This window comes from Sphingobacterium hungaricum (genome assembly GCF_015210005.1).
Taxonomy (GTDB): domain Bacteria; phylum Bacteroidota; class Bacteroidia; order Sphingobacteriales; family Sphingobacteriaceae; genus Sphingobacterium; species Sphingobacterium hungaricum.
This window is the reverse complement of record NZ_MU158698.1, coordinates 1024319-1047877: the sequence shown is the minus strand read 5'-3', so window position 1 is coordinate 1047877 and position 23559 is coordinate 1024319. Positions and strand designations below refer to the sequence as shown.

Annotated in this window: 21 protein-coding genes and 2 tRNA genes; 14 read left to right on the top strand and 9 right to left on the bottom strand. The window is 38.6% G+C overall.

Annotated elements, in window-relative coordinates; all coding sequences use genetic code 11:
• Positions 1–80: 80 nt before the first annotated feature.
• Positions 81–1397: a substrate import-associated zinc metallohydrolase lipoprotein gene (locus C4F49_RS07775; RefSeq protein WP_196935303.1), complete on the top strand. Its 1317-nt coding sequence runs from the start codon at positions 81–83 to the stop codon at positions 1395–1397.
• Positions 1398–1419: 22 nt separating this feature from the next.
• On the top strand, positions 1420–2718 hold the full coding sequence (locus C4F49_RS07770) for a DUF4302 domain-containing protein (RefSeq protein WP_196935302.1): 1299 nt from the start codon (positions 1420–1422) through the stop codon (positions 2716–2718).
• A 122-nt stretch (positions 2719–2840) separates the two neighbouring features.
• On the opposite strand, the gene acs is transcribed toward C4F49_RS07770, so the two are convergent.
• Positions 2841–4760, bottom strand: coding sequence for an acetate--CoA ligase (gene acs / locus C4F49_RS07765; RefSeq protein WP_196935301.1), 1920 nt, complete (start codon positions 4758–4760; stop codon positions 2841–2843).
• A 176-nt stretch (positions 4761–4936) separates the two neighbouring features.
• Between acs and C4F49_RS07760 the strand changes: the two genes are divergently transcribed.
• The gene (locus C4F49_RS07760; RefSeq protein ID WP_196935300.1) at positions 4937–5806 is read left to right on the top strand and encodes a UbiA prenyltransferase family protein; all 870 of its coding nucleotides are present in this window, start codon (positions 4937–4939) and stop codon (positions 5804–5806) included.
• 27 nt (positions 5807–5833) lie between these two features.
• On the opposite strand, the gene C4F49_RS07755 is transcribed toward C4F49_RS07760, so the two are convergent.
• From C4F49_RS07755 to rsmA, 3 genes are read right to left on the bottom strand one after another with little or no spacing between them, the layout of a single operon-like run.
• Positions 5834–6772 (bottom strand): NAD(P)-dependent oxidoreductase, encoded by a 939-nt coding sequence (locus C4F49_RS07755; protein WP_196935299.1) that lies wholly within the window; start codon positions 6770–6772, stop codon positions 5834–5836.
• Complete coding sequence (locus C4F49_RS07750; RefSeq protein WP_196935298.1) at positions 6762–7934, bottom strand: FAD-dependent monooxygenase; 1173 nt, start codon at positions 7932–7934, stop codon at positions 6762–6764. The genes C4F49_RS07755 and C4F49_RS07750 overlap by 11 nt, the downstream gene beginning before the upstream one ends.
• Positions 7934–8713 (bottom strand): 16S rRNA (adenine(1518)-N(6)/adenine(1519)-N(6))-dimethyltransferase RsmA, encoded by a 780-nt coding sequence (gene rsmA / locus C4F49_RS07745; protein ID WP_196935297.1) that lies wholly within the window; start codon positions 8711–8713, stop codon positions 7934–7936. Before rsmA ends, C4F49_RS07750 begins: the two co-directional genes overlap by 1 nt.
• Positions 8714–8845: 132 nt before the next feature.
• On the opposite strand from rsmA, the gene pdxA reads away from it, so the two are divergent.
• The 4 genes from pdxA (at position 8846) to miaA (ending at position 12981) form a co-directional block, all read left to right on the top strand.
• Positions 8846–9901: a 4-hydroxythreonine-4-phosphate dehydrogenase PdxA gene (gene pdxA, locus C4F49_RS07740; protein WP_196935296.1), complete on the top strand. Its 1056-nt coding sequence runs from the start codon at positions 8846–8848 to the stop codon at positions 9899–9901.
• A gap of 108 nt (positions 9902–10009) precedes the next feature.
• Positions 10010–11428: a CCA tRNA nucleotidyltransferase gene (locus C4F49_RS07735; RefSeq protein WP_196935295.1), complete on the top strand. Its 1419-nt coding sequence runs from the start codon at positions 10010–10012 to the stop codon at positions 11426–11428.
• Between the two features lie 54 nt (positions 11429–11482).
• Entirely contained in the window at positions 11483–12064 is a 582-nt protein-coding gene (locus tag C4F49_RS07730) for an IS1096 element passenger TnpR family protein (protein WP_196935294.1), read from the top strand.
• 5 nt (positions 12065–12069) lie between these two features.
• Positions 12070–12981: a tRNA (adenosine(37)-N6)-dimethylallyltransferase MiaA gene (miaA, locus tag C4F49_RS07725; protein WP_231388237.1), complete on the top strand. Its 912-nt coding sequence runs from the start codon at positions 12070–12072 to the stop codon at positions 12979–12981.
• Positions 12982–13098: 117 nt separating this feature from the next.
• Here the strand turns inward: miaA and C4F49_RS07720 are convergent, their stop codons facing one another.
• The 4 genes from C4F49_RS07720 to recJ form a co-directional block, all read right to left on the bottom strand.
• Entirely contained in the window at positions 13099–14169 is a 1071-nt protein-coding gene (locus tag C4F49_RS07720) for a branched-chain amino acid aminotransferase (RefSeq protein WP_196935293.1), read from the bottom strand.
• A gap of 285 nt (positions 14170–14454) precedes the next feature.
• Positions 14455–15969: a GH3 auxin-responsive promoter family protein gene (locus tag C4F49_RS07715; RefSeq protein WP_196935292.1), complete on the bottom strand. Its 1515-nt coding sequence runs from the start codon at positions 15967–15969 to the stop codon at positions 14455–14457.
• A 21-nt stretch (positions 15970–15990) separates the two neighbouring features.
• On the bottom strand, positions 15991–16725 hold the full coding sequence (gene lptB, locus C4F49_RS07710; protein WP_196935291.1) for an LPS export ABC transporter ATP-binding protein: 735 nt from the start codon (positions 16723–16725) through the stop codon (positions 15991–15993).
• Positions 16726–16757: 32 nt separating this feature from the next.
• Positions 16758–18458, bottom strand: a complete 1701-nt coding sequence (gene recJ / locus C4F49_RS07705) for a single-stranded-DNA-specific exonuclease RecJ (RefSeq protein ID WP_196935290.1) — start codon at positions 18456–18458, stop codon at positions 16758–16760.
• A gap of 113 nt (positions 18459–18571) precedes the next feature.
• On the opposite strand from recJ, the gene C4F49_RS07700 reads away from it, so the two are divergent.
• The 3 genes from C4F49_RS07700 (at position 18572) to C4F49_RS07690 (ending at position 21154) form a co-directional block, all read left to right on the top strand.
• The gene (locus C4F49_RS07700; RefSeq protein ID WP_196935289.1) at positions 18572–19360 is read left to right on the top strand and encodes an MBL fold metallo-hydrolase; all 789 of its coding nucleotides are present in this window, start codon (positions 18572–18574) and stop codon (positions 19358–19360) included.
• A 62-nt stretch (positions 19361–19422) separates the two neighbouring features.
• Positions 19423–19902, top strand: coding sequence for a cation:proton antiporter regulatory subunit (locus C4F49_RS07695; protein ID WP_196935288.1), 480 nt, complete (start codon positions 19423–19425; stop codon positions 19900–19902).
• Positions 19903–19906: 4 nt separating this feature from the next.
• A complete protein-coding gene (locus C4F49_RS07690) occupies positions 19907–21154 on the top strand; it encodes a cation:proton antiporter (protein ID WP_196935287.1) in 1248 nt (415 codons plus the stop codon).
• 18 nt (positions 21155–21172) lie between these two features.
• Here the strand turns inward: C4F49_RS07690 and era are convergent, their stop codons facing one another.
• The gene (gene era, locus C4F49_RS07685) at positions 21173–22051 is read right to left on the bottom strand and encodes a GTPase Era (protein WP_196935286.1); all 879 of its coding nucleotides are present in this window, start codon (positions 22049–22051) and stop codon (positions 21173–21175) included.
• 109 nt (positions 22052–22160) lie between these two features.
• On the opposite strand from era, the gene C4F49_RS07680 reads away from it, so the two are divergent.
• The 4 genes from C4F49_RS07680 (at position 22161) to C4F49_RS07665 (ending at position 23394) form a co-directional block, all read left to right on the top strand.
• Positions 22161–22233 (top strand) — tRNA-Met (locus tag C4F49_RS07680).
• Between the two features lie 45 nt (positions 22234–22278).
• Positions 22279–22351: transfer RNA gene (locus tag C4F49_RS07675), tRNA-Met, on the top strand.
• Positions 22352–22490: 139 nt separating this feature from the next.
• Positions 22491–22952, top strand: a complete 462-nt coding sequence (locus tag C4F49_RS07670; RefSeq protein ID WP_196935285.1) for a hypothetical protein — start codon at positions 22491–22493, stop codon at positions 22950–22952.
• Between the two features lie 79 nt (positions 22953–23031).
• A complete protein-coding gene (locus C4F49_RS07665; protein WP_196935284.1) occupies positions 23032–23394 on the top strand; it encodes a hypothetical protein in 363 nt (120 codons plus the stop codon).
• Positions 23395–23559 lie beyond the last annotated feature (165 nt).

The following is a 23559-nucleotide window of genomic DNA, read 5'->3' as shown; positions in this document are numbered from 1 at the left end:
ATATTTATATACTAGCAACCATCTTAATTGGATTTAACTTTGGGTCTTGTACCAGAGATAATGAAAATCTTGCTGTAGATTTGAGTAAATATAACTCAGATATTACGGCTCAAAATGATGTCGATCTATGGTTGTCAAAGACATTTGTTGATGTTTACAATATCGAAACTCTTTATCGGTTCGACAGAAATTTGATTGACATTAACAAGGATGTTTCTCCAGTTTATTTGGACAGAGTGGAGCCAATGATGACAGCAGTTTTATCGACATTTTTGGAACCATACGAAAAGATTGCAGGTAAAACTTTTATTAAGCAATATACCCCTAAACAATTTGTTCTATTAGGATCACCATCGTACAATGATAACGGAAGTATTACCTTGGGTACGGCGGACAATGGACGCAGGGTAGTCTTATACGAAATAAATAGTTTAAATTTCTCGAGTCCAGCGGCAATAAAGCGACCAATAAGAACTATTCATCACGAATTCACCCATATATTGAATCAGAATATCGTTATTCCTCCGTCATTTGAACAGGTTTCTAAATCTGATTATACCGCAGATTGGACTGGTGCAGCAAATACTGCAGCGGTAGCGAAATCATTAGGATTTATATCTCAATATGCAAGAAGTTCATTTGGTGAAGACTTTGCTGAAATGGTTGCTCATCTTTTGGTGGAAGGGCAAGTGTACTTTGATAACTATTGTGCAACTACAAATGCTGCAGCAGCAGCTGATCTAAGAGCCAAAGAAAGACTTGTTTATTCCTATTTTAAAGATTTTTACAACATTGACTTTAAGCTGTTGCAAAATGAAGTTCAGTCGGTTTTAAAAACAAAATATAACGCTACAGACCCGGTTGACGTTACGACAACGTTTCCAATGATGCTAGCAAATAATAAAATTGCATCGATTACTTATAACCCATCAGCTGCACATTATGCGACTTATGGACAATCAGCTGATTTTAGAGCTGTATACGAAAATTTTAGAGTAGCGATGGCTGCGTCAAGTTGGGTCGTAAGAAATGTTCAATTTTTGTTTGCATCATCGACAAAAATGACTTTCAGGGTGGAGTTTACGCAGGGCACAGGCACCACGGTTTATTATGGTGATTATGATTTTAATATGGCTATAAATAACACTAATGGGCTTACAACGTGGACTAAGAGTATTCCTGAGGGAGCCGGAACTACGTACAGCAATGGTGCAATCGCCAGCATACTTGTTAATTTTGAAAGATTTTTCCTTCCATACCTAACAAATAGACAATTTGTAGCATCATATTTACCAACAGGTATTACATCTACAGATCCTCTGTACAGAACTTTTGGAGGTTTTTCAGTCAACGGCGCTGCGGGTAATTATTTTTATGGACCTATAGTTTTAAAATAATAAGATGAAAAATATATTATATATGCTTATTCTACCAATTTTATTAATTGGTTGTAAGAAAGAGGATACTGATTTAACATTCGGAGCAACGCCGGAAGAAAGAGTTAGTGAAATTTTAGCAGAAGTTAAATCGACTTTAGTAGAAGCTCCTAATGGATGGATAGTGGGAATGGGTACTAGTGGAAAAGGTGGCTACGGATTTTATATTTCGTTTTCAGAAGATGATAAATTAAAAATGTTAAGCGATTATTCTACCGCATCGGCTACTGCGTTAGTTGAATCCACATACAGGGTGAAATGGGGATCGAATGCATCTCTTATATTTGACACCTACAATTATCTGACATTGATGCAAGATCCAGTTCCGGGGGTCGCAGGTGGGACAGCGGCCAGAGGATATCAAAGTGATATAGAATATAATTTTGATAGAATATCTGGCGATAGCGTTATTTTTGTCGGAAAAAAATATCTAAACCCATTAATTCTAGTTAAAGCAACTCAGGAGCAACAAAGTGCTTATCTGAATGCTGGATACCCGACTAACATTAACAAATACAGAACTTTCTTCTCAAGTAATGCATTTACAAAGTTGGCTCATAGAAGTAAGGACTACCAAATTAGCTTTGATATTACGAATAAAAAAGTATCATCGACAAATTTTTCTGACGCCGGTTCAGTAGCGACTTCCGCAAGTTTTTATTTTTCAATAGATGCCATAGAAGTAATAAATGGGTTAATTATTGACGATATAGTTATTAAAAGATTTAAAATTAATTCTGCAGGAAATTTGATAGCTTACGACGAGGCAAATACGGAATATCCGATCACAGTCGAAGCTAAACCAATTTTTCCGTTTGAATTATATTTCAAGCATAACGGAGTGTATAACTCAATCTATACCACTGGCAGCGTTATGCCTGAAGGTGTGGTTTCCGATTTTAATCAACTTTGGGCTGCTCAGCTAGCGAACTACCAATTAAATAGTGTTTCAATGATTTCCATGACATTTAAATTGGTTGACCCTAGAAAAGCGAAGCTTGAAGTTTGGTTTTTAAGCGGTACAACTCAGTATTTGGCTGATGCGTCATATGACTATGTCATAACGGGAAATACAATAAAACTTTCAAATTACATTCCAAGTGTATCAAATGCGAATTGGGGTAATGGATGGGTTACTACAGCTATCAAGAACTATTTCATCGATGCAGAATTTGAATTGGCTTGGGTAGAAAGTTCAACTTCAAAATCAGCAATGATTGGAGGATTGATTAAGAAAGGGACTCCAACGTCATTCTATTATGGCAATGTTAATAAGCAATAAAAGACTTTAGTTTTTTACATGAAAAGGAGCCGTCTCAAATCAATATGAGACGGCTCCTTCTGTTTTAAGATATTTATGAGTTCTTACTTCGAGGCTAACCGATATTGTGGAGTCATTTCCCCTTACCCCCTAAACTCCTTAGCTGCTTCGATAATTGAATCAACTACCGTAGGGTCTTGCAAAGTTGATGTATCACCCAAACTTCCAGTGTCACCCTCGGCAATCTTGCGTAAAATACGGCGCATGATTTTTCCGGAACGTGTCTTTGGCAAATCCGTCACGAACTGAATAACGTCGGGTTTTGCAATTGCACCGATTAATCGGCTTACAGTCTGCAAAATATCTGCTCTGGTTTTATCTGCATCTTCACGATGCGGATTCGCAATCACATATGCGTAAATGCCCTGACCTTTTACAGGATGCGGATAACCTACAATCGCTGACTCGACAACATCTGCGTGCATATTAATTGCATTTTCGACTTCAGCAGTTCCGATGCGGTGCCCTGAAACATTCAATACGTCATCCACACGGCCTGTGATGCGGTAATAGCCATCTTTATCACGATAACATCCATCACCAGTAAAATATTTGTTTTCGTACGTCGCAAAGTAAGTTTGGCGGCAACGTTCATGATCGCCCCATGTTGTACGCAACATGCCCGGCCAAGGAAATTTGATGCATAAATTTCCACTTACATCATTTCCTTCAATCTCTTTGCCGTTCTCATCCATTAAACATGGTTGAACGCCCGGCAGAGGGGACATGGCATATCCTGGGATCGTTGGTGTTATTCCCGCCAATGGCGAAATTAATATCCCACCGTTTTCGGTCTGCCACCAGGTGTCGACAATCGGAGCTTTGCCTTTGCCGATTTTCTCATTGAACCAATTCCAGGCTTCTTCATTAATGGGTTCGCCGACAGAGCCAAGTTTGCGGATGCTGCTTAAGTCTTTGTTTTCTAAAAATTCATCGCCAAAAGCCATCAACGAACGGATAGCGGTAGGAGCGGTATAAAGAATATTGACTTTGTATTTTTCTACAATATCCCAAAGTCGGCCTGCGTCCGGATAAGTCGGCGTGCCTTCGAACATCAACGTTGTTGCGCCTTGAGATAATGGGCCGTAAATAATGTATGAATGTCCCGTTATCCATCCGATATCTGCCGTACAGAAATAAACCTCACCTGGCTGATACTGGAAAACATTAGAAAAAGTATATCCCGTATAAACCATATAGCCACCAGTAGTATGTACAACGCCTTTTGGCTTTCCTGTCGAACCGGAAGTATATAAAATAAATAGATTGTCCTCTGCGTCCATTTCCTCAGCAGGACATGGCGGATTTCCTTGTGTTTCTACTTTTTTGATCTCATCTTCCCACCATACATCGCGGCCTTTGATCATTGAAACTGGAGTTCTGGTGCGCGTTAAGACAATGACACGCTCCACCGATTTGCACTGCATCAAAGCGTCATCCACAATGCTTTTTAATTCTAAAACTTTTTTCGCGCGATAACTACCATCTGATGTAATGACCAATTTGCATTCGGCGTCTGTAATTCGATCGGCGATGGATTGCGCGGAAAAACCCCCGAACACAACTGAGTGTATAGCTCCGATACGCGCACAAGCCAAAACAGCGATCGCTAATTCAGGAACCATCGGCAGGTATATACAAACTCGATCGCCTTTTTTTATGTTGTTGTTTTTTAAGACCGTTGCAAAAGTTTCTACTTTCTGTAAAAGCTGTTTGTACGTTAAGATGCGGTGAGCTTCATTGGGGTCATTCGGTTCCCAGATTAATGCTGGCTGATCACCCAATTGATATATATGCCTATCCAAACAGTTTTCGGTGATATTTACCTTTCCGCCTTCAAACCACTTGATCGATGGTTCTGTAAAATTCCAATTCAAAACATTGGTCCATTTCTTTTTCCAGAAAAAATTGTCGGCTACTCCAGCCCAAAATTCTTCTGGCTGTTCTACGCTTTTTTTATACGCTTCTTGATATTCTTCAAAAGAGTTAATTTGCAACTTCATATCTTTGGTTTATTTGTTTTTGTTAAATTTATTCAGATAAGACTTTTATTTATCTTACTTGTGAAATAGCATTTAAACAACACTAATATAGTTTTTTCGAGAGTAATAATGAAGAATTACGAATAAAATATGCACGGTCCAAAACATAGTCACAAGAATTTTCTTTATTTATATAGATGAAAGTTATCCATAAGATTTCCGATTTTTTTATCTTTTCAAATCTGCTGATTGCATCAGCCGCATTGGCTCAATGTGCTTTGACCTACTTGATTTTTAATCAAGAAATTAATTACGATATCTTGGGAATCGAAACAACAGCGACTTTGCTTTTGTACAACTTTAGCATTCTACTTTCCAAACCTAAAAATCCTCAAAATTCGATTTACGCTCGAACACGCTGGATTTTTAAGTATACGTATGTGATCTGGGCAAGCAGCCTATTGTCGATGTTGCTAATGTTTTATTTTACTTTCCAAATCAGTTTTGAAAGTTTTCTCTTTCTTGGAGCGATAGGCGCTTTTAGTTTATTGTATGCTATTCCGGTTGTTCGCTACAAAGGAGTTAAGATAGGATTGCGGAATATTCCTTTTGTTAAATTATTCCATATCGCATTTATTTGGACCTGTAGCAGCGTGATTCTACCAGTGATTGAATTAACGGCAGAGGGAATCCATGTAGATTTGGATCAGGTGATTTATTTATCCGTCATGAAATTCTTATTCTTGATTATCTGTACTTTGCCTTTTGATATTCGTGATTTTAAGCAGGACTCATCATATAACCTAATAACCATTCCAACATATTTCGGAATTGAGAAAGCTAAAATGATCAATTATGTTTTATTGATCGTTCATTCAGGGCTAATTGTACTTTCTCCATTTGAATTGGACGTGAAAATTGGATTGCTTTTTACCAATGCGCTGATTTGCATCTTTTTGAAACAATATGTTTTCAAAGGCGTAAACGAGTATAACAAAGTTTATTTATTAGATGCTTTTTTGGTTGTACAATTTTTGTTGGTTTATGCAAGCATGATGATTTATTAGCGAAATTTCATAGGATCGCCAATTAGATCAATAGCTCTTCCCGAAAAATTCCACCACTTTCTCTGCAGCAAATGCAGATAATTTATAGTAGCTGTCGAAAGTCCATCCCGCTACATGTGGTGACAGAAGCACGTTGGGATGACTGATTAAATCTGTATACCAGCTTTGTTCAGCAAGAGAAGGGAATTTTTCAACAGGCAAAACATCAAACGCCGCACCTAGAATTTTTCCCTGTTCCAAATACTTTAAGATCGCAGAAACATCGGCGATAGGCCCACGGGCGCCCATCAGAAAGAAAAATGGTTTCTTGAAATGAAACAAATATTCATCATTCACCAAACCTTTAGTTTCTTTAGTCAGCGGAATATGAAAACTTAGAACATCCGCTTGTTTGACCACTTCTTCCATCGAAACTTCTTTCGCATAGTCGTCAGAAAATCCAGTCTTGTATTTGTCGTAGGCGATTACATGGACATCAAAGCCGCTCAGTTTCTTTGCCATTGCCTGGCCATTATTTCCATAACCAATCAAAGCAACGGTTCTGCCTTTTAATTCATGCCCACGGTTTCCTTCCCGGTCCCATCGGCCATTTTTGATTTCTTGGTCGGCTTTGTTGAGGTTATTCATCAGGCTCAACAACATGCCGATCATGTGTTCGCCGACAGCATCCCGATTGCCTTCAGGCGCATTGATGAGTTTAATGTTTTTTTGCGAAGCATAATCTTCATCAATATTATCCATTCCTGCACCGCATCGAGCGATAACCTTCAGCGATTCAGCGATGTCAATAAAATTTTTGTCGACCTCAAATTTTGAACGGATGACCATTCCGCTGTATAAATGGATGATTTTTTCGGCCTCCGATTTCGTGATTTCTGGTAAATAATCAAATGAAATTCCTGCCCCTTCAAATTTTTCCGTCAGAATGTGATGAACATCATCAACAATTAAAATTCTATTTTCCATGGTTCGTGTTTATTTCCATAAAATTAACTTCTAATAGCTTTTGTAAAGTTTTTTGCTTTACAGATTCTGGTAAAAGTTTCATAAAGCCATTTCTCGCATAAACTAGAAACGAATTTTCCCATTGCGAAATCTTTCCGATCTGCCAGGAAGTCTTCGTAATGTAGGTAGTTCTTGCCAGTCTCCTGTTTTCAAATTGGCTGAAAGCATTCTCTACCGACTGTTCTTTTTTTAATTCATCAATCAATACAGCAACATCTTCAATCGCTTGACAAGCTCCCTGACCGAGATTTGGAGTCGTCGCATGACCTGCATCACCAATTAATAAAATTCGGCCGTAGGCCAAATGCTTAAGCGGCTTGATGTCAATTATATCATTCCAGATCAATTCTTCATCCTTTGTTTCAGAAATAATTTGAGGAATGGGATGATGATAGGAAGCAAAATGTTTGCTTAAATCCGCTACAGTAAAATTAGCAAATGTCGAATTATTTGGCAACGAATTGATACAGGCATACCAGTAGATTTTATTTCCAACCAAAGGCGTCATTCCAAAACGGCCATCTTTTCCCCAAGTTTCCGAACCTATTTTCAAATTGATTTTTGAATTGTCAATCACCCCTCGCCAGCAGGTGTAACCCGAATAGCGTGGTTTGGAACTCGGAACAAGCTGCTGCCGCAATGTTGATTTGACACCATCGGCAATCAACAAAGCAGTACATTCAACAACAGTATCGTCGGAGAAATAGACCCGGATTAGGGACTTTTCTTGTTCCAGACGAACCGCTGATTTTCCTAAATGGATTTTGGAGGGAGCAATCTGTGCTAATAAATGCTGATGCAATTCACCGCGATGAATCGCAAAATTATCTTCATTGTATTTTGAACTGATTGCTTGTGTATTCGGCGAAGCCAAAACAGTTCCATGTTTATCCAAGATTTCATAGCTATCTAGATAATGGCCCAACGGAACAATTCCGTCTTTCATTCCCAAAATCTCAAAAGCTTTCATCGCATTTGCCGCGAAACCAAATCCTGCTCCAATGCCGGTCAGTTTTGTTGCGCGTTCGTAAACTGTTGCATCGATTCCGATCTTATGTAAACTGATCGCAGCAGTTAATCCTGCCACACCGCCTCCAATAATCAAAAAATCAACCTTGTCCATTACAATGCCTTCGAAATTTCGTTTGTTAAAGTTTCGAAATCAGCAACCGTTAAGCGTTCAGCCCGCAATTCATACAGCGGATTATCGCTCATTTTGTCCTTCGGAACAACAGCAGATAATGAATTTCTTAATGTTTTACGGCGTTGATTGAACCCAGCTTTCACAACGCGCCAGAATAATTTTTCATCACAATTCAACTCGCTGACTTCATTTCGTGTCAAGCGAATAACGCCCGAAAGAACTTTTGGCGGGGGCGTAAATGCGCCGGCTTTTACCGTAAATAAATAATCAACTTTATAATAAGCTTGCAAAAACACACTTAAAATACCGTATTCTTTGCTTCCAGCCTTGGCCGAACAGCGTTCGGCAACCTCCTTTTGAAACATGCCTACGACCTGAACCACACGGTTTCGCTCTTCTAAAACTTTAAATAAGATCTGGGAAGAAATGTTGTAGGGGAAATTCCCGATAATGGCCATTTTTTGGTCGAAATGCTCATTGAAATCCAATGCTAAAAAATCTCCATCAATAATTCTTTCTTGTAAATCAGGATAATTCTCTTGTAAGTAAATGATGGATTCCTTGTCAATATCAATTGCCCAAGTCTCGTAATCAGTTTTTCGGATTAGAAAATCCGTCAACACGCCCATTCCTGGTCCGACTTCCAACACCTGTTTGAAACCTAAAGCTGGAGTTAATGATTCTACGATTCGCTCTGCCGCATTTTTGTCGTTTAAAAAATGTTGTCCTAAGTGTTTTTTCGCGCGAACTTTATTCATATTTTATGGATAGACTACAAATATAGGGATTAATTGATAAGCAAATTTTGAATCTGAAAATCTTCCCTCACTAGCTGTTTTCTTTTTAATTTTCCATACTTTTGAATTAGTTAAAAAGTTTATGGGTTTGTTATGAAAGAAAAACTAAAAATTGGTATTACAGTTGGTGACGTGAATGGAATAGGTCTGGAAGTAATTATCAAATCACTTTTCGATAATCGGGTGACTGATTTTTTCACACCAATTGTTTATGGAAATACCAAAGTTGCTTCTTTTCATCGCAAAGCAATCGGAATTAATGATTTTAGTTTTAACGTCATCAATTCGGCTGATCAGGCGAATCCGAAGCGCCCGAACATGATTAACTGCTGGCAGGAAGATGTGAAAATCACCTTAGGCGAGCAAAATGAAATCGGCGGAAAATATGCTTTTCTATCTTTAGAGCGAGCAGTCGAAGATTTGAATGCTGGAAAAATCGATGCATTGGTTACAGCACCCATCAACAAGCATAACATACAGCAAGAAGGCTTTAACTTCCCCGGACATACCGAATATCTTCAGGCAAAAACAAATCAGAATGATGTGTTGATGTTTATGATTTCCGAAGAATTGCGCGTAGGGGTAGTGACTGGGCATATTCCTGTAAAAGATGTTTCGGCAGCTATTACTCCGGATGCTATTATTCATAAGCTGAAATTAATGAATACGAGCCTGAAAACTGATTTTTGGATTCAAAAACCAAAAATCGCCGTGTTAGGACTGAATCCTCATGCAGGCGACAATGGATTGATTGGAGAAGAAGACGAAAAAATCATTCAGCCCGCCATCGCGCAAGCAAACAAAGAAGGCATATTTTGTTTTGGACCCTATCCTGCAGATGGCTTCTTCGCTTCCAATACTTATAAACAATTCGATGCGGTTTTGGCCATGTACCATGATCAAGGTCTGATTCCATTTAAGCACATTGCTTCCCGCACGGGTGTGAATTTCACCGCTGGTCTTCCGATTGTGCGCACTTCTCCGGATCATGGAACCGGATATGACATTGCCGGACAAAATGTTGCAAGCCATGATTCATTTATGGAGGCTTTATTTACGGCTGTTCATATCGTTGAGCGCAGGAGAGAACAGAAGGAATTGACGAAAAATCCATTGACCTTTCGCCGCTTAACTAGGGACCGCGATTAATTATTTTCGCTTTATGAATTGAATGGAGATTAGCTACATTCATCCGCATTACGTTTAAAAAACGTACTTTTGCAAACTATTGAACTTTTTGGTTTCGAGTGCATAACTATGAGTGTAGAGTTACAACATCCTATCTTTCAGATTATCAAAGAAGTAGCAGAGCGTGAGCAAGTCGAATGTTATGTGATTGGCGGCTACGTGCGCGACCGGATTATGAATCGTCCCTTTAAAGACGATGTGGATATTTTGGTAATTGGGAGCGGAATCAATTTTGCAACGAAAGTTGGCGAACAGGTACGAAGTAAAGTCGCGGTTTACAAAAGTTTTGGTACAGCCATGTTTGTTTATGATGGGATCAATGTTGAATTTGTCGGTGCTCGCAAAGAGTCTTACCGTTCGGATTCCAGAAATCCAATTGTCGAAAACGGAACTTTGCAAGACGACCAAAATCGACGTGATTTTTCGATTAATGCGATGGCCTACAGTCTAAATGAAGCGACATTTGGCAAACTGCTAGATCCGTTCAATGGTTTAGAAGCCATTGAAAATAAAATAATCCGCACACCGCTGGATCCTGAAATTACATTTTCGGACGATCCTTTGCGCATGATGCGCGCGATTCGTTTTGCTGCGCAATTAAATTTCAGGATTGATATCAAAGCAATTCAGGCCATAGCGGCAAATGCGGAACGCATCAAGATAATTTCAAAAGAACGAATTACCGACGAACTGAATAAAATTATCCTGTCGAATAAACCTTCCATCGGATTTATTTATTTGTTCGATACCGGTTTGCTCGAACTTATTTTTCCAGCCATGTATAATTTGCGCGGCGTGGAAACAATAGACGGCAAAAGCCACAAAGATAATTTTTATCATACCTTAGAAGTCTTGGATAATGTTGCCGGACTTTCGGACGACTTATGGTTGCGATGGGCTGCGATTATGCACGACATTGCGAAGCCCGCAACAAAACGATTTGATAAAAAAGTTGGCTGGACATTTCACGGCCATGAGGACAAAGGGGCGCGCATGGTTCCGAAATTGTTCGCTGAACTTAAACTTCCATTGAATGAAAAGATGAAGTTTGTTCAGAAACTCGTTCAGCTTCATCTAAGGCCGATTGTTTTAGCAAAAGATATTGTGACAGATTCTGCCGTTCGGCGATTGTTATTTGAAGCAGGAGATGACATTGACGCGTTGATGTTCCTTTGCCATGCAGATGTGACAACCAAAAACGAATACAAAAAACAGAAATACCGCAATAACTTTGAGCTTGTCAAACAGAAATTAAAAGATGTTGAGGAGCGCGATCAGATCCGCAATTGGCAACCTCCGGTCACTGGAGCTGATATTATGGAAATTTTTGGAGTCGGCCCTGGCAAAATTGTTGGCAAAATCAAAAATGCCATGCGCGAAGCCATATTAGAAGGAGAGATTCCAAATGCTAGGGAAGAAGCTATGGCATTTGTCATTGAAAAGGGAAAAACCCTTGGGCTTACTTTAAAAAATACCTCGAGTATTTAGGATTAATAAATTAAATTGTAATTTTAACATTCAATCAAAGACAATAGAATACAAATGGCTATTTACAGATTTAGAGTCACTTTTGAAGATTATGAAGATGTATATCGTGAAATTGATATGCCTTCAAACAGTACATTCTTAGATTTACACCAAGCTATTCAACAATCCACTGGTTATGAAGTGGAGCGTTCATCCTCTTTTTATGTTAGCAATGACCAATGGAAAAAAGGAACTGAAATCGCATTGCTTCCATCGCCGCGTAAAGTGGATGCTGGGGTATTGATTATGGAAAATATTCGCTTGAGTAAATTTATTGATGATCCTCATCAGAAATTTTATTACGTATATAACTTTGACCGCCCATATGAGTTTCATGTGGAGCTGATTAAAATTTTAAAAGAAGAAGCTGGAAAGCAATATCCATTAATTTCTAAGTCTGTAGGCCCTGCGCCTAGGAATTTAGCCGCTGCGAATTTCCCTGTAGCGGATGACGTAGATGATGAAGACGACCGACCTGTCGACGATACCGAATATGGTGTGGATGAAGAGGAAGATTTCGATTTGTTCGACGATGATGAAGAAGAATCGGAAGAGGGTGGTGAAAGCAAAAAATCCGGTGGATTTGATGAATATTAATTTCATTGACAAGCACTAAAAATAAGACAATAGTTGTCGTTGTTGGGCCAACAGCCGTTGGAAAAACTGCGATGGCTATTGAACTTGCAAAAAAGTTTTCTACCGAAATCCTATCTGCTGATTCCCGTCAATTCTATAGAGAAATGTCGATCGGCACAGCAAAACCTTCTCTTGAAGAATTAGCACAAGCAAAGCATCATTTTATTGATTCGCATTCAATCACAGAACCCTATTCTGCTGGAGATTTCGAGCGCGATGCCCTAGTCCTCTTATCCAATCTTTTCTTGACTAAAGATGTAGCAATCGTGGTTGGGGGTTCTGGATTATTTATTCGCGCATTATGCGAAGGATTGGATAGTCTTCCGAATGTTTCCGAAGAAATCCGAAGTCGACTAAATCTAAAAGCCGAACAAGAAGGCATAGCTTCGTTTCAGGAACTATTAAAAACGATCGACCCCGCATTTTACGAATCACAATCTATTCACAACACCCAGCGCGTGATCCGTGCGATGGAAATTTACGAGGCTACCGGAAATCCAATTTCTTATTACCAACAGAAAAACACTGATAAAAGACCTTTTAATATCATTACCATTGGACTCAATACCGATCGTCAGCTTCTTTATGACCGAATCAATAAGCGTGTAGACGGAATGATGGCAAACGGTTTGCTTGAAGAGGTAAAGGGTTTAGAAAACTATAAAAGTTATCCCGCTTTGCAAACGGTTGGTTACGCCGAATTATTTGATTATTTGGATACTAAAATTTCATTGCTTGAAGCAACCGATAAAATCAAGCAGAATTCACGGAAATACGCTAAACGGCAGATCACTTGGTTTAAAAAATATGGTGAAACCGAATGGTTCGAACCAAATGATACGGAAGGGATTTTAGATTATATCGATCAGAAATTATAAGCAATTAAATCATTTCATCAAGAGTATGTGATGAATGAATAATCCAGAATGGATTCAAAATAAATTGGCTAGAAATGGAAATTAACCATTCTAGCCAATTCAAATCAGATTATTTTCTTATTTCACAATAAAGTTCCAGCCGAACTCATCAGCAATTTTACCGTAGCGCAAATCATTTAAGTAAGCCAATACTTTGTTGCTGAATTCTCTGCCTTCTACAGGAGGCAATTCATAGATTTCGCCTTCATAGCCAATTTTTGAAATCGGTGTTACTGTAGCTGCCGTTCCTGCCGCAAAAGCTTCAGAAACAGTTCCATTTTTGATGCCGTCGATTAATTCCTGAACAGAAACTCTGCGCTGTTCAGCTTTGAATCCCCATTTTTCAGCCAATTCCATAATGGTTCTACGCGTCACACCATGTAGGATTGTTTCTCCATGCGGTGTAATGATCGTATCGCCGATGCGGAAAATCAGATTTGCAGTTCCTGCTTCTTCAATGTATTTATGCTCTTTGGCATCCGTCCACATCAGTTGATCGAAGCCTTCGTCATTTGCTAATTGTGTTGGATATAACGATAATGCATAATTTCCTGCATTCTTAGAAAATCCTACACCGCCTTCGGCAGCACGTGTATATTTGGTTTCTACTTTTAAGCTAATCGGTTTGCTATAATACGCCCCAACTGGCCCTGTGATGATGATAAATTTATAGGAAATGGATGGATGAACGCCCAAAGCAGCTTCTGTAGCAAACATAAATGGACGAATATATAAAGATGACCCTTCTTTGGATGGTACCCAATTTTTATCCAAATCCAATAGCTTATTCAAACCTCCTAAAAATATTTCTTCAGGAACTTCTGGCATTTGCAAGCGGCTTGCCGATTTATTAAAACGTTCCCAGTTTTTCTCTGGACGAAAAATACTTACCGTACCATCGTTAAATTTATAGGCTTTTACGCCTTCAAAAATGGATTGTCCATAATGAAGTGCGGATAGGGAAGGACTAATCGTTAAATCGCCATAAGGGACGATTTTCACTTCTTGCCAATCTCCATTTTCATACGTCGCTACCAGCATGTGGTCCGACATGATCTGACCAAATTTTAAATTGTCGAAATCTACATCCGAAAGCCTAGAATTTTTTGTTGGCTCTACTTGAATTGTAGGATTAGTTATTAAGCTCATTCTCTTATAATTTGTATGCAATTTATGAAAAAGAATTAATAGATAAAGCGAAAACGGCTATATTTAATGTTGCAGAATCAATTTGGTTTGAATTCAATCCACTGTAGCGATGTTCTGAAATTTAGCGTTTAATGATTTACAAACCAACTAAATAGTATGAAATCAAACCAGCAGAAACAGAGCGAAGCGGATTTGGCTAACCGCCATTACGAAAGTTTGTGGACTTTTCTTCGAGGATTTTTAAGTTATATGTACAAAACAGCCATAAAACCTTAATCCAAAATATTAATTTTTAGATAAATTCAGTATTTGATCGATGTAATATCGGTCATTGGATAATCTGGGCACTTTATTCTGTCCGCCTAATTTTCCTCTGGATTTCATCCAATTGTAAAAGGTGCCTTTGCTGGCATTGTGGATGATTGGAAAATTTAAGGCCATGTTTTTAAATCGTTTGGCATCATAATCCGAATTGATTTCTCTCAGCGTATTGTCAAGGGTCTGGCAAAATTGATTAAAATCAGTTGGATCTTGTTCAAATTCGATAATCCATTCGTGAGCGCCAGCTTCTTTTTCTTTAAAATAAACCGGGCCGGCTGTATAATCTTTGACAATCGCCGAAGTTTCCAAGCAAGCTCTTTTGATAGCTACATCTGCATTGTCTACGATTAGCTCTTCTCCAAATGTATTGATGTATTGTTTTGTCCTTCCCGTAATCTGGAAACGGTAAGGCGATTTTGTGGTAAATTTAATTGTGTCGCCAATCATGTATCGCCAAAGTCCGCCATTCGTCGAAATAATCAGTGCGTAATTTTTTCCGATTTCTACTTCGTCTAAGCCTAATGTTTTTGGGTTTTCTTGTCCAATAAATTCAGTTGGCAAAAATTCATAGTAAATTCCATAATCCAGCATCAGCAATAGATCATCAGAATTGCTCATGTCTTGAATGCCAAAATATCCTTCAGATGCATTGTAATTTTCTAAATAATACATGTTATCTGAGGGAATCAATTTTTTAAATTGCTCGACATAGGGCTTGAAGCTAACACCGCCATGCCCATAAAATTCTAGGTTAGGCCAGACTTCTAGCAAATTGTCTTTTCCCGTAATTTCTAAAATGCGTTTAGCCATCACGACATTCCAGGTCGGAACACCGGCTAAACTTGTCACATCCTCTTTGCTGGTAATCTGCGCAATCGTTTCGATTTTTTCCTCGAAATTCGGGTTCAACGTAATCGCCAAAGTCGGAGTCCGTTTCGATTCTGCCCAGAATGGTAAATTTCTAAGCAAAATGGACGATAAATCGCCATAGTAAGAATCGGAAGAAAAATTGTTGATTTGTGAAGAACCGCCTAAAACGACTGATTTTCCATTGAAGATTTTATTATTGGGCCGATTGTGGCAATAAATTGTCAGCATGTCTTTTCCGCCTTGAAAATGACATTGTTCCAAAGCTTCGAGGCTAACTGGAATAAATTTGCTTCTGTCGGCTGTTGTTCCCGATGATTTCGCAAACCATTTGATTTCCGACGGCCACAAAACATTCTGTTCGCCTTTGATCATGCGGTCTACATATCCTTTGAGTGAATCATAATCTTGGATAGGGACACGTCTTTTGAATTCGTCTGGAGTCAGGATACTTTTATAATCGTATTTTTTGCCCCATTCGGTAGCTTCTGCTGTGGACAATAAACTATGGAACCATTCCTCTTGCACATCATGAGGATATTTAATAAAAAGCTCAATCTGATGCATGCGCTTTTTCAAAAACCACGTAAATAGAGAGTTTATAATGGCCATACCAATGTATTTACGATTAAATTAAAGCTTTTTTCTTCTAAGTTCAAAGTGTCTACCCAAATAAAATTTACGTGCAAGTTCGTTGCTGGCAATTTCTTCGGGAGTTCCAGTGAGCATAATTTTTCCTTCGGTCAGTAAATAAGCTCTATCAGTAATCGATAAGGTTTCTTGTACGTTGTGGTCCGTGATTAAGATGCCTATGTTTTTTGATTTTAATTTATGGACAATGGTTTGGATTTCTTCTACAGCGATCGGATCGACCCCAGCAAAAGGTTCATCCAATAGAATAAAAGAAGGATTTGCAGCCAATGCGCGTGCAATTTCAGTACGTCTGCGTTCTCCTCCGGATAATAAATCACCTCGGTTTTTTCGTACGCGGTTAAGGCTAAATTCGGCAAGCAGCTCTTCTAATTTTTCTTTGCGTTCCGCTTTGTTTTTATAATGAATTTCCAAAACAGCGAGGATATTATCTTCGACGGATAATTTTCTGAAGACAGAAGCTTCCTGGGCTAAATAACCGATTCCGCGCTGTGCGCGTTGGTACATCGCATCCTTTGTGATTTCTTGGTCATCTAGATACACTTCTCCGTCATTGGGTTTGATCAAACCCACAATCATATAAAATGAGGTGGTTTTTCCTGCTCCATTGGGGCCTAATAATCCGACAATTTCTCCTTGTTCAACATGGAATGAAACATCATTAACAACGGTACGCTGTTTATATTTTTTTACGAGGTGCTCGGCTTTTAATATCATGTACTCTTCTAATCCTGTGATTACAAATATATTTAATATCGAATCGCTTTAATATTTAATTGTAAATTATGATTTTCTTTCCAGATATTTTCTTCAATCGAAAAACAAATTTCAAAATTAGCATGATTGGATAGGTTTTCCAATTCATCAGCCAAGCCAAAAGCGATGCAGTCGAAACGCTTGCTTCCTTCTTGAACGACGCTCAATTTTAAGTGGTTTTTCCCAACAATGCGTGCTGGCCCGTACAAAGAAAGGTTTTTTGCTTGAAACAAAGGTTTCTCATTCGATGGTCCGAACGGCTCCAATTGATTCAGAATCCTGAAAAATTTGGCGTCGATCTCTGCCAAATTGAGCTCTTGGTCAATCAATAATTCTTGTTGCAATAATTCCGGAGGAATGCTGTTGCTCACGATTTCTTCAAATTTAAGCTGAAAAAGTTCGACATTTTCCCGCTTCATCGTTAAACCAGCAGCGTATTTATGTCCTCCAAACTGGTCTAGCAAATCACTGCATTCAGTTAGTGCTTCGTAAATATCATACCCTAAAACTGAACGTGCCGAACCGGCGATGTGTCCATTGGTTTCTGTGAGAATAATGGTCGGACGGTAATATTTGTCCGTCAAGCGAGATGCTACAATTCCGATGACGCCTTTGTGCCAATCTTCTTTGAACAATACCGTGCTTTTTTTATGCTGTTCTAAGCTATTCGAGTCCAATAAAGCCAGTGCCTCTTCCGTGATTTTTAAATCCACTTCTTTTCGAGTGCTATTTTGCTGGTCGATTTTTTTGGCAATGCTTTCAGATTCTTGTAGGGATTTAGAAATCAAAAGCTGGACAGAGTTTTTCGCGTGATCAATACGTCCTGCAGCGTTTATTCTTGGCCCAATCTGAAATAGAATATCATTGATTCCAAAATGCGAATTTTTATTCGTGGATAAATCCACCAATGTCTGCAGGCCACAATTCGGATTGCTATTTAATTTTTTTAACCCAAAATGAGCAAGAATCCTATTTTCTCCGGTGATCGGAACAATGTCCGAAGCGATGCTGACGGCTACCAAATCCAAATATTGATAAGCGTCCGTCATTTCTAAATCGTTTTTTAGAATAAATGCCTGAACCAGCTTGAATCCGATGCCGCAACCGGACAGTTCATTATAAGGATAATTGCAATCTGAGCGTTTTGGATCTAGAACGGCATATGCATCTGGAATGCTGCTTCCGGGAAGATGGTGATCGCCAATGATAAAGTCAATGTTTTTCTCTTTAGCGTACTGGATATTCTCAATTTCTTTGATGCCACAATCCAATGCAATGATTAACGTAAATCCATTTGCATGCGCAAAATCAATTCCCTGTTTGGAAATTCCGTAGCCTTCTTCGTAGCGGTCGGGGATATAAAAATCCATTCCTGAATGGAAGTTTCTGAAAAAACTATAGACTGTCGCCACCGCAGTAGTGCCATCTACATCATAATCTCCATAAATTAAAATCTTTTCCTTGTTCCCGATCGCAGTTTCGATTCGATAAATCGCCTTGTCCATATCTTTCATAAGAAATGGATCATGCAAATCATCTAAAGTTGGGCGAAAAAATTGACGAGCTTCATCGAATGTTTCAATATTCCGATGAATTAAAATGTTTGAGAGTGTTGCGCTTATCCCTAATTCCTCCCCTAAGCTGTTGATTTTATAGATGTCATTTTTGGGTTTTACTACCCATCTTTTTTGCATATCTTTGCAGACTGATTACGTGTAAATATACGTTTTAATAGCAAGACTTACCTAATGCCTGTGACTGGAAGGGCAACAGATTTCTTAACTGTCATAGTTACAATAAAATAAAAATGATAAAAGCATATTCACTTTTTGAGGGTTCTTTTTCCGTAGATAGTTCCAAAGCCTTTGTTCCGTTTGATGATAAAAAAGATGATCCTAAAGATCGTCCGGGTTCGCTATTTATTCATGTTCATCCATTTTTGATTGAATCCAATGACGGATTGATTCTTTGTGATGCAGGATTGGGATTTAGAACGGAAAATGATGAATTGCTGATTCACGAAAACATTAAAAAACTAGGATTTGAAGTCGAAGATGTAAAGCATGTTTTGTTGTCGCATCTGCACAGAGACCATACAGGAGGATTAGTTGACGTTAAAAATGGAACTGCTCGATTGGCCTTTCCGAATGCTGAACACATTGTACAGCAAGGGGAGTGGGAGAGCGCCTACGACGGCAAATCTTCTTCGTACGATACAGCGATTTTCGATGTGCTGCAAAGAAGCGGAAATTTGCATTTAGTAGAAGGTTCGGGTTCTGTGAATCCGGAAATCCGTTATGAATTGAATGGTGCGCACACCCCAAATCATCAGGCCTTTCATATTGAGACAAATGGCGAGCATTATTTCTTTGGAGGAGATGTGTTGCCGGAGCCGGAAGAGATTTTCAGAAGCTTCATCGCCAAATACGATTATGATGGACGTTTAGCTCGGGATTTACGTGCGCAGTATTGGGAGGAAGGCAAAGCAACGGAATGGATTTACCTTTTTTATCACTCCAAGAGCATCAGTATTGGGCAAGGAGCGAAGAAGGACGATGGTTCGTATAAAATAGTGGATGTCGCTGTCAAGAAATAATTTTATATCTTCGTATAGCATTAGGATATTGTTAATAAATTTTTCATTTAATTAAATATAGCATGTCTGTAGTAAGAGAAAGCGATCTTATTGGGATTGGTAAGAAATACCAAATCGAAACGGAAGCTGGTGATAATATGGTCGTCGTCATTCATGATGATGGTCGTAGAGAATTGTATCGTTTCGAAGATGAGGATCATGAGACGCACTGTGTAATGACATTATCTGACGAGGAATCTCGTCAAGTTGCCGGTATTTTGGGGGGACTTTCCTATAAGCCGAAGGCTTTGGAAACCATGGAGCTTGCTTTGGATGATTTGCGCATCGAATGGTACAAAGTTGGCGCTTCCAATGATGGAGTAAACAAAAGCATTGGAGAATTAGAAGTTCGTCAGCGTACTGGAGCATCAATTATTGCCGCCATTCATGATGACGAAACAAAAATCAATCCGGGGCCTGATTACGTTATTCAAACGGACACCACATTGGTTATCGCTGGGAAGGCAAAAAATATTAAAATGTTAAAAGAAATTCTATTGTAATTTGATGCTATCACAAACCCTAATTTTAGAAGTAGGAATCGCCGTTTTTTTGGTCACTGTAGTTGGCCTGCTTGCAAACAAGTTGAAATTTTCTGTAATTCCTTTTTTTATAATTATTGGGATGGTTTTGGGCGCAGAAAATGCGCCAAAAATTGGACACATCGACTTATCCTTCGAAGAAAGCAAGCCCTTTATTGAGTTTATGGGGCGCCTAGGCGTTCTATTTTTGCTGTTTTATTTAGGGCTGGAGTTTTCCGTCGGACGATTGATTAAATCTGGGAAATCCATTGTTTCGGGTGGACTTGTCTACGTATGTCTCAACTTTGTTTCCGGTTTGTTAATCGGCTGGTTGATGGATTTGCCGTTTAAGGAAATGATGGTGTTATGCGGGATTATGACATCCTCCTCTACGGCAATTGTCGCCAAGGTATTGACCGATTTAAAACGAACTGCAAATCCGGAAACAGAGGTCATTATGGGAATGATCATGTTCGATGATTTGTTTATTGCGATGCATATTTCCTTCCTTTCAGGGTTGATTCTGACAGGCAGTTCTTCTGTCTGGACAGTTCTTGGGACTTCCTTGCTCGCCTTGGGCTTTATCCTAACATTCATCATTGTCGGGCGCAAATTAGTTCCGAGTATAGATAAGCTGTTGCAAGATACGACTTCCGAAATTTTTATTTTGATTACGATCAGTCTGTTATTTGTAATTGCTGGTTTTTCCGAAACGATCCATGTTGCCGAAGCGATTGGTGCTTTGTTGGCAGGATTGGTGCTTGCGGATTCAAAATACATCAAGAAAATCGAAGGCATGGTGTTGCCATTTAAAGATTTTTTTGGTGCCATGTTCTTTTTTAGCTTTGGATTATCGATCGATATGTATTCGCTTGGTGGCGCGATTGGATGGGCTACTTTAGCAGCTGTAATAACGATTATCTGTAACTTGGCTTCTGGCTATTTTGCTGCAAAATTTGCAGGCATGAAACCTAGAGCCGCCTTTGATATTGGTTTTACATTATCAGCAAGAGGTGAGTTTTCCATTATCATGGCTAATATCGGAAAAGCGGGAAAGCTGCTTCCCGTCATTCAATCTTTTGTAGTCGTGTATGTGCTGATCCTTTCGATTGTTTCACCTTTGTTGACCAAAGAGTCTAGACGCATTTGGAATGGCTTATTTGGCGAAGAGAAAGCGCCTGTTAAGAAAAAGAAAACCTTAAGTGATCTAGAGCTTCAGGCAAAAAATGATTAAGCTAAACTTTAGTTTAGCTTAATCCTCATATCCAAAACTTTTCAAATAATTTTTCTTGCTTCTCCAATCGGGAATTACTTTGACAAAAAGTTCTAAAAATACTTTTCCGTCAATAAATTCTTCAATGTCCTTGCGGGCATAAGTACCCACTTTTTTAATCATTTCTCCGGCTTTCCCGATAATGATGTTTTTCTGTGAATCTCGTTCCACAATAATTTCAGCAGCGATGCGGGTGATTTTAGCTTCTTCTTTGTAAGAGGTGACAATAACCTCCGTGCTGTATGGGATTTCTTTATCGTATAGTTTAAAAATCTTTTCTCTGATCATTTCCGAAACAAAAAACCGAACGGATTTATCCGTCAGCTCGTCTTTCTCATAATACGGAGCATGCTCTGGCAGATTCGATTTAATGTAATCCAAGATTCCATCTGTTCCGTAGCCTAGCAAAGCGGAGATTGCAAAAATTTGCTCTGGATTAACCGTCTCTTTCCAATAATCATATTTTGCTTTGACATCTTCCTCTGTCGATTTATCCATCTTATTGATGATCACGATTACCGGAGAACTCGTTTTTCTTAGTTTCTCCAACACATCATTCTCATCGTAGCGTTCGTTGATATCTGTAACGAATAAAATAATGTCCGCATCAATTAATGAGCCTTGGACAAAACTCATCATCGATTCCTGTAAAGAATAATTTGGTTTTATAACACCTGGAGTGTCCGAAAAAACGATTTGAATGTCTTCTTCGTTATAAATTCCAATAATTCGGTGACGGGTGGTTTGGGCTTTGGGAGTAATGATTGACATCTTCTCACCGACTAACGCGTTCATTAGCGTAGACTTACCTGCGTTAGGCTTTCCGATGATACTGACGAATCCTGCTTTATGCGACATTTTCTGATTTTTATTTGTTTTACAAAGAAACAAATTATATCTTTGTGCTCCAATAAAAGGATAAGCAATTCGCGTTAAACACCAAAAAATAACGCATTTTAAAATATATTGCGGGATGGAGCAGTTGGTAGCTCGTCGGGCTCATAACCCGAAGGTCATCAGTTCGAGTCTGGTTCCCGCTACTAAACAAGTCAACTTCGGTTGACTCAACAATATTTAAAATACATTGCGGGATGGAGCAGTTGGTAGCTCGTCGGGCTCATAACCCGAAGGTCATCAGTTCGAGTCTGGTTCCCGCTACTAAATCAAGCCTCTTTCGAGAGGCTTTTTTTATTGCCTAAATTTTTCGGTATATTTAATTGATATTTTTGTTCCAACATGAATGCGCATAATACAATATCCTTGCTGAATGATGATCATAAGCTAATTTTTTTGATATATGGAACATTCAAAATTCTCAAGACTTATCCTTGTTTTTTATTTCGGGTTTTTATTTTATTCGATAGGTGCATTGGCAATCGAAAATGACGTAAACTACAAAAGCTGGTATTTTATCGGCAATACTGAATTTAAAAAATACCATATCGAGTTAGAAAAACTATTAAAATTATATCTTTTCCTTCCTTTGGGATTTACCCTTTTATTGAATGTTTTTTTGCTGTTTATGAAATTGGCACGAAGCTTTAAGACTCTTTTTCTGATATCCTTTTTTTTGCTTCTTTTCATACTTATTTTTTCGGTTTTGGTTCAAGTTCCTATCCATGTCCAACTACAAAATGAATACCGTGTCGAAACTTTGAACTTGTTGATTTCCAATCATCAAACCTTCAGGCTGATTCCAACACTATTTTTGGCAATGGTGAATTTGATTATTCTGTATAAATATTTAACTAGAAAGTAGGGCCTATTCTCAATCCAATATTCTTTTAATTCATTAAACTTAATTCTTTTAAGTTAGTCGAAATAATAAAACTAAGTTTATGATTAACCCTAAAAATTCAAAGACAATGAAAAGAATATTTTCCATGTCGTTTATTGCTGTTATCTTTTTGACGTTCGGTGGCTGTGCCGCGGCTAGAATGGAATCGGTATTAAATAGTTCCAATGTGAAGCCTGGAATGTCCAAGGAAGAAGTGATTAAGGTCGTAGGCAAGCCGAGTCGAGTAAGTTTTTATTATAACGATAAAAATCAGCTAGTGGACGAGCAGTTTTATATTGATAGGGTGTTAAGAATGAGTATGTGGTATGAAGTGACATCAAGGCTGACCTATGTTAACGACCGGCTAGTTCAAAGTGATGTTGTAGACGAACGTAGGGAAAGAGAACCAAGGTCTAGGTTTTAACATAACAGATGGGGAGTCGGAATACCAAATGTCAGATTTTAGCTGATTTTTCTTGACGGAGCTTTAGTGAAAAAGTATCAATTCTGATAATTGTGAAATCTATAGTAGTAGTTTAGCTTTTGAAAAAAATGATAAATTATGTAACTTTATGTGATTAGTTCAATT

Bases quoted from the DNA above. Each gene is read 5' to 3' on its own strand.
- C4F49_RS07770 (WP_196935302.1), top strand. From the start codon at position 1,420: ATGCTTATTCTACCAATTTTATTAATTGGTTGTAAGAAAGAGGATACT.
- acs (WP_196935301.1), bottom strand. From the start codon at position 4,760: ATGAAGTTGCAAATTAACTCTTTTGAAGAATATCAAGAAGCGTATAAA.
- C4F49_RS07760 (WP_196935300.1), top strand. From the start codon at position 4,937: ATGAAAGTTATCCATAAGATTTCCGATTTTTTTATCTTTTCAAATCTG.
- C4F49_RS07755 (WP_196935299.1), bottom strand. From the start codon at position 6,772: ATGGAAAATAGAATTTTAATTGTTGATGATGTTCATCACATTCTGACG.
- C4F49_RS07750 (WP_196935298.1), bottom strand. From the start codon at position 7,934: ATGGACAAGGTTGATTTTTTGATTATTGGAGGCGGTGTGGCAGGATTA.
- rsmA (WP_196935297.1), bottom strand. From the start codon at position 8,713: ATGAATAAAGTTCGCGCGAAAAAACACTTAGGACAACATTTTTTAAAC.
- pdxA (WP_196935296.1), top strand. From the start codon at position 8,846: ATGAAAGAAAAACTAAAAATTGGTATTACAGTTGGTGACGTGAATGGA.
- C4F49_RS07735 (WP_196935295.1), top strand. From the start codon at position 10,010: ATGAGTGTAGAGTTACAACATCCTATCTTTCAGATTATCAAAGAAGTA.
- C4F49_RS07730 (WP_196935294.1), top strand. From the start codon at position 11,483: ATGGCTATTTACAGATTTAGAGTCACTTTTGAAGATTATGAAGATGTA.
- C4F49_RS07720 (WP_196935293.1), bottom strand. From the start codon at position 14,169: ATGAGCTTAATAACTAATCCTACAATTCAAGTAGAGCCAACAAAAAAT.
- C4F49_RS07715 (WP_196935292.1), bottom strand. From the start codon at position 15,969: ATGGCCATTATAAACTCTCTATTTACGTGGTTTTTGAAAAAGCGCATG.
- lptB (WP_196935291.1), bottom strand. From the start codon at position 16,725: ATGATATTAAAAGCCGAGCACCTCGTAAAAAAATATAAACAGCGTACC.
- recJ (WP_196935290.1), bottom strand. From the start codon at position 18,458: ATGCAAAAAAGATGGGTAGTAAAACCCAAAAATGACATCTATAAAATC.
- C4F49_RS07700 (WP_196935289.1), top strand. From the start codon at position 18,572: ATGATAAAAGCATATTCACTTTTTGAGGGTTCTTTTTCCGTAGATAGT.
- C4F49_RS07695 (WP_196935288.1), top strand. From the start codon at position 19,423: ATGTCTGTAGTAAGAGAAAGCGATCTTATTGGGATTGGTAAGAAATAC.
- C4F49_RS07690 (WP_196935287.1), top strand. From the start codon at position 19,907: ATGCTATCACAAACCCTAATTTTAGAAGTAGGAATCGCCGTTTTTTTG.
- era (WP_196935286.1), bottom strand. From the start codon at position 22,051: ATGTCGCATAAAGCAGGATTCGTCAGTATCATCGGAAAGCCTAACGCA.
- C4F49_RS07670 (WP_196935285.1), top strand. From the start codon at position 22,491: ATGGAACATTCAAAATTCTCAAGACTTATCCTTGTTTTTTATTTCGGG.
- C4F49_RS07665 (WP_196935284.1), top strand. From the start codon at position 23,032: ATGATTAACCCTAAAAATTCAAAGACAATGAAAAGAATATTTTCCATG.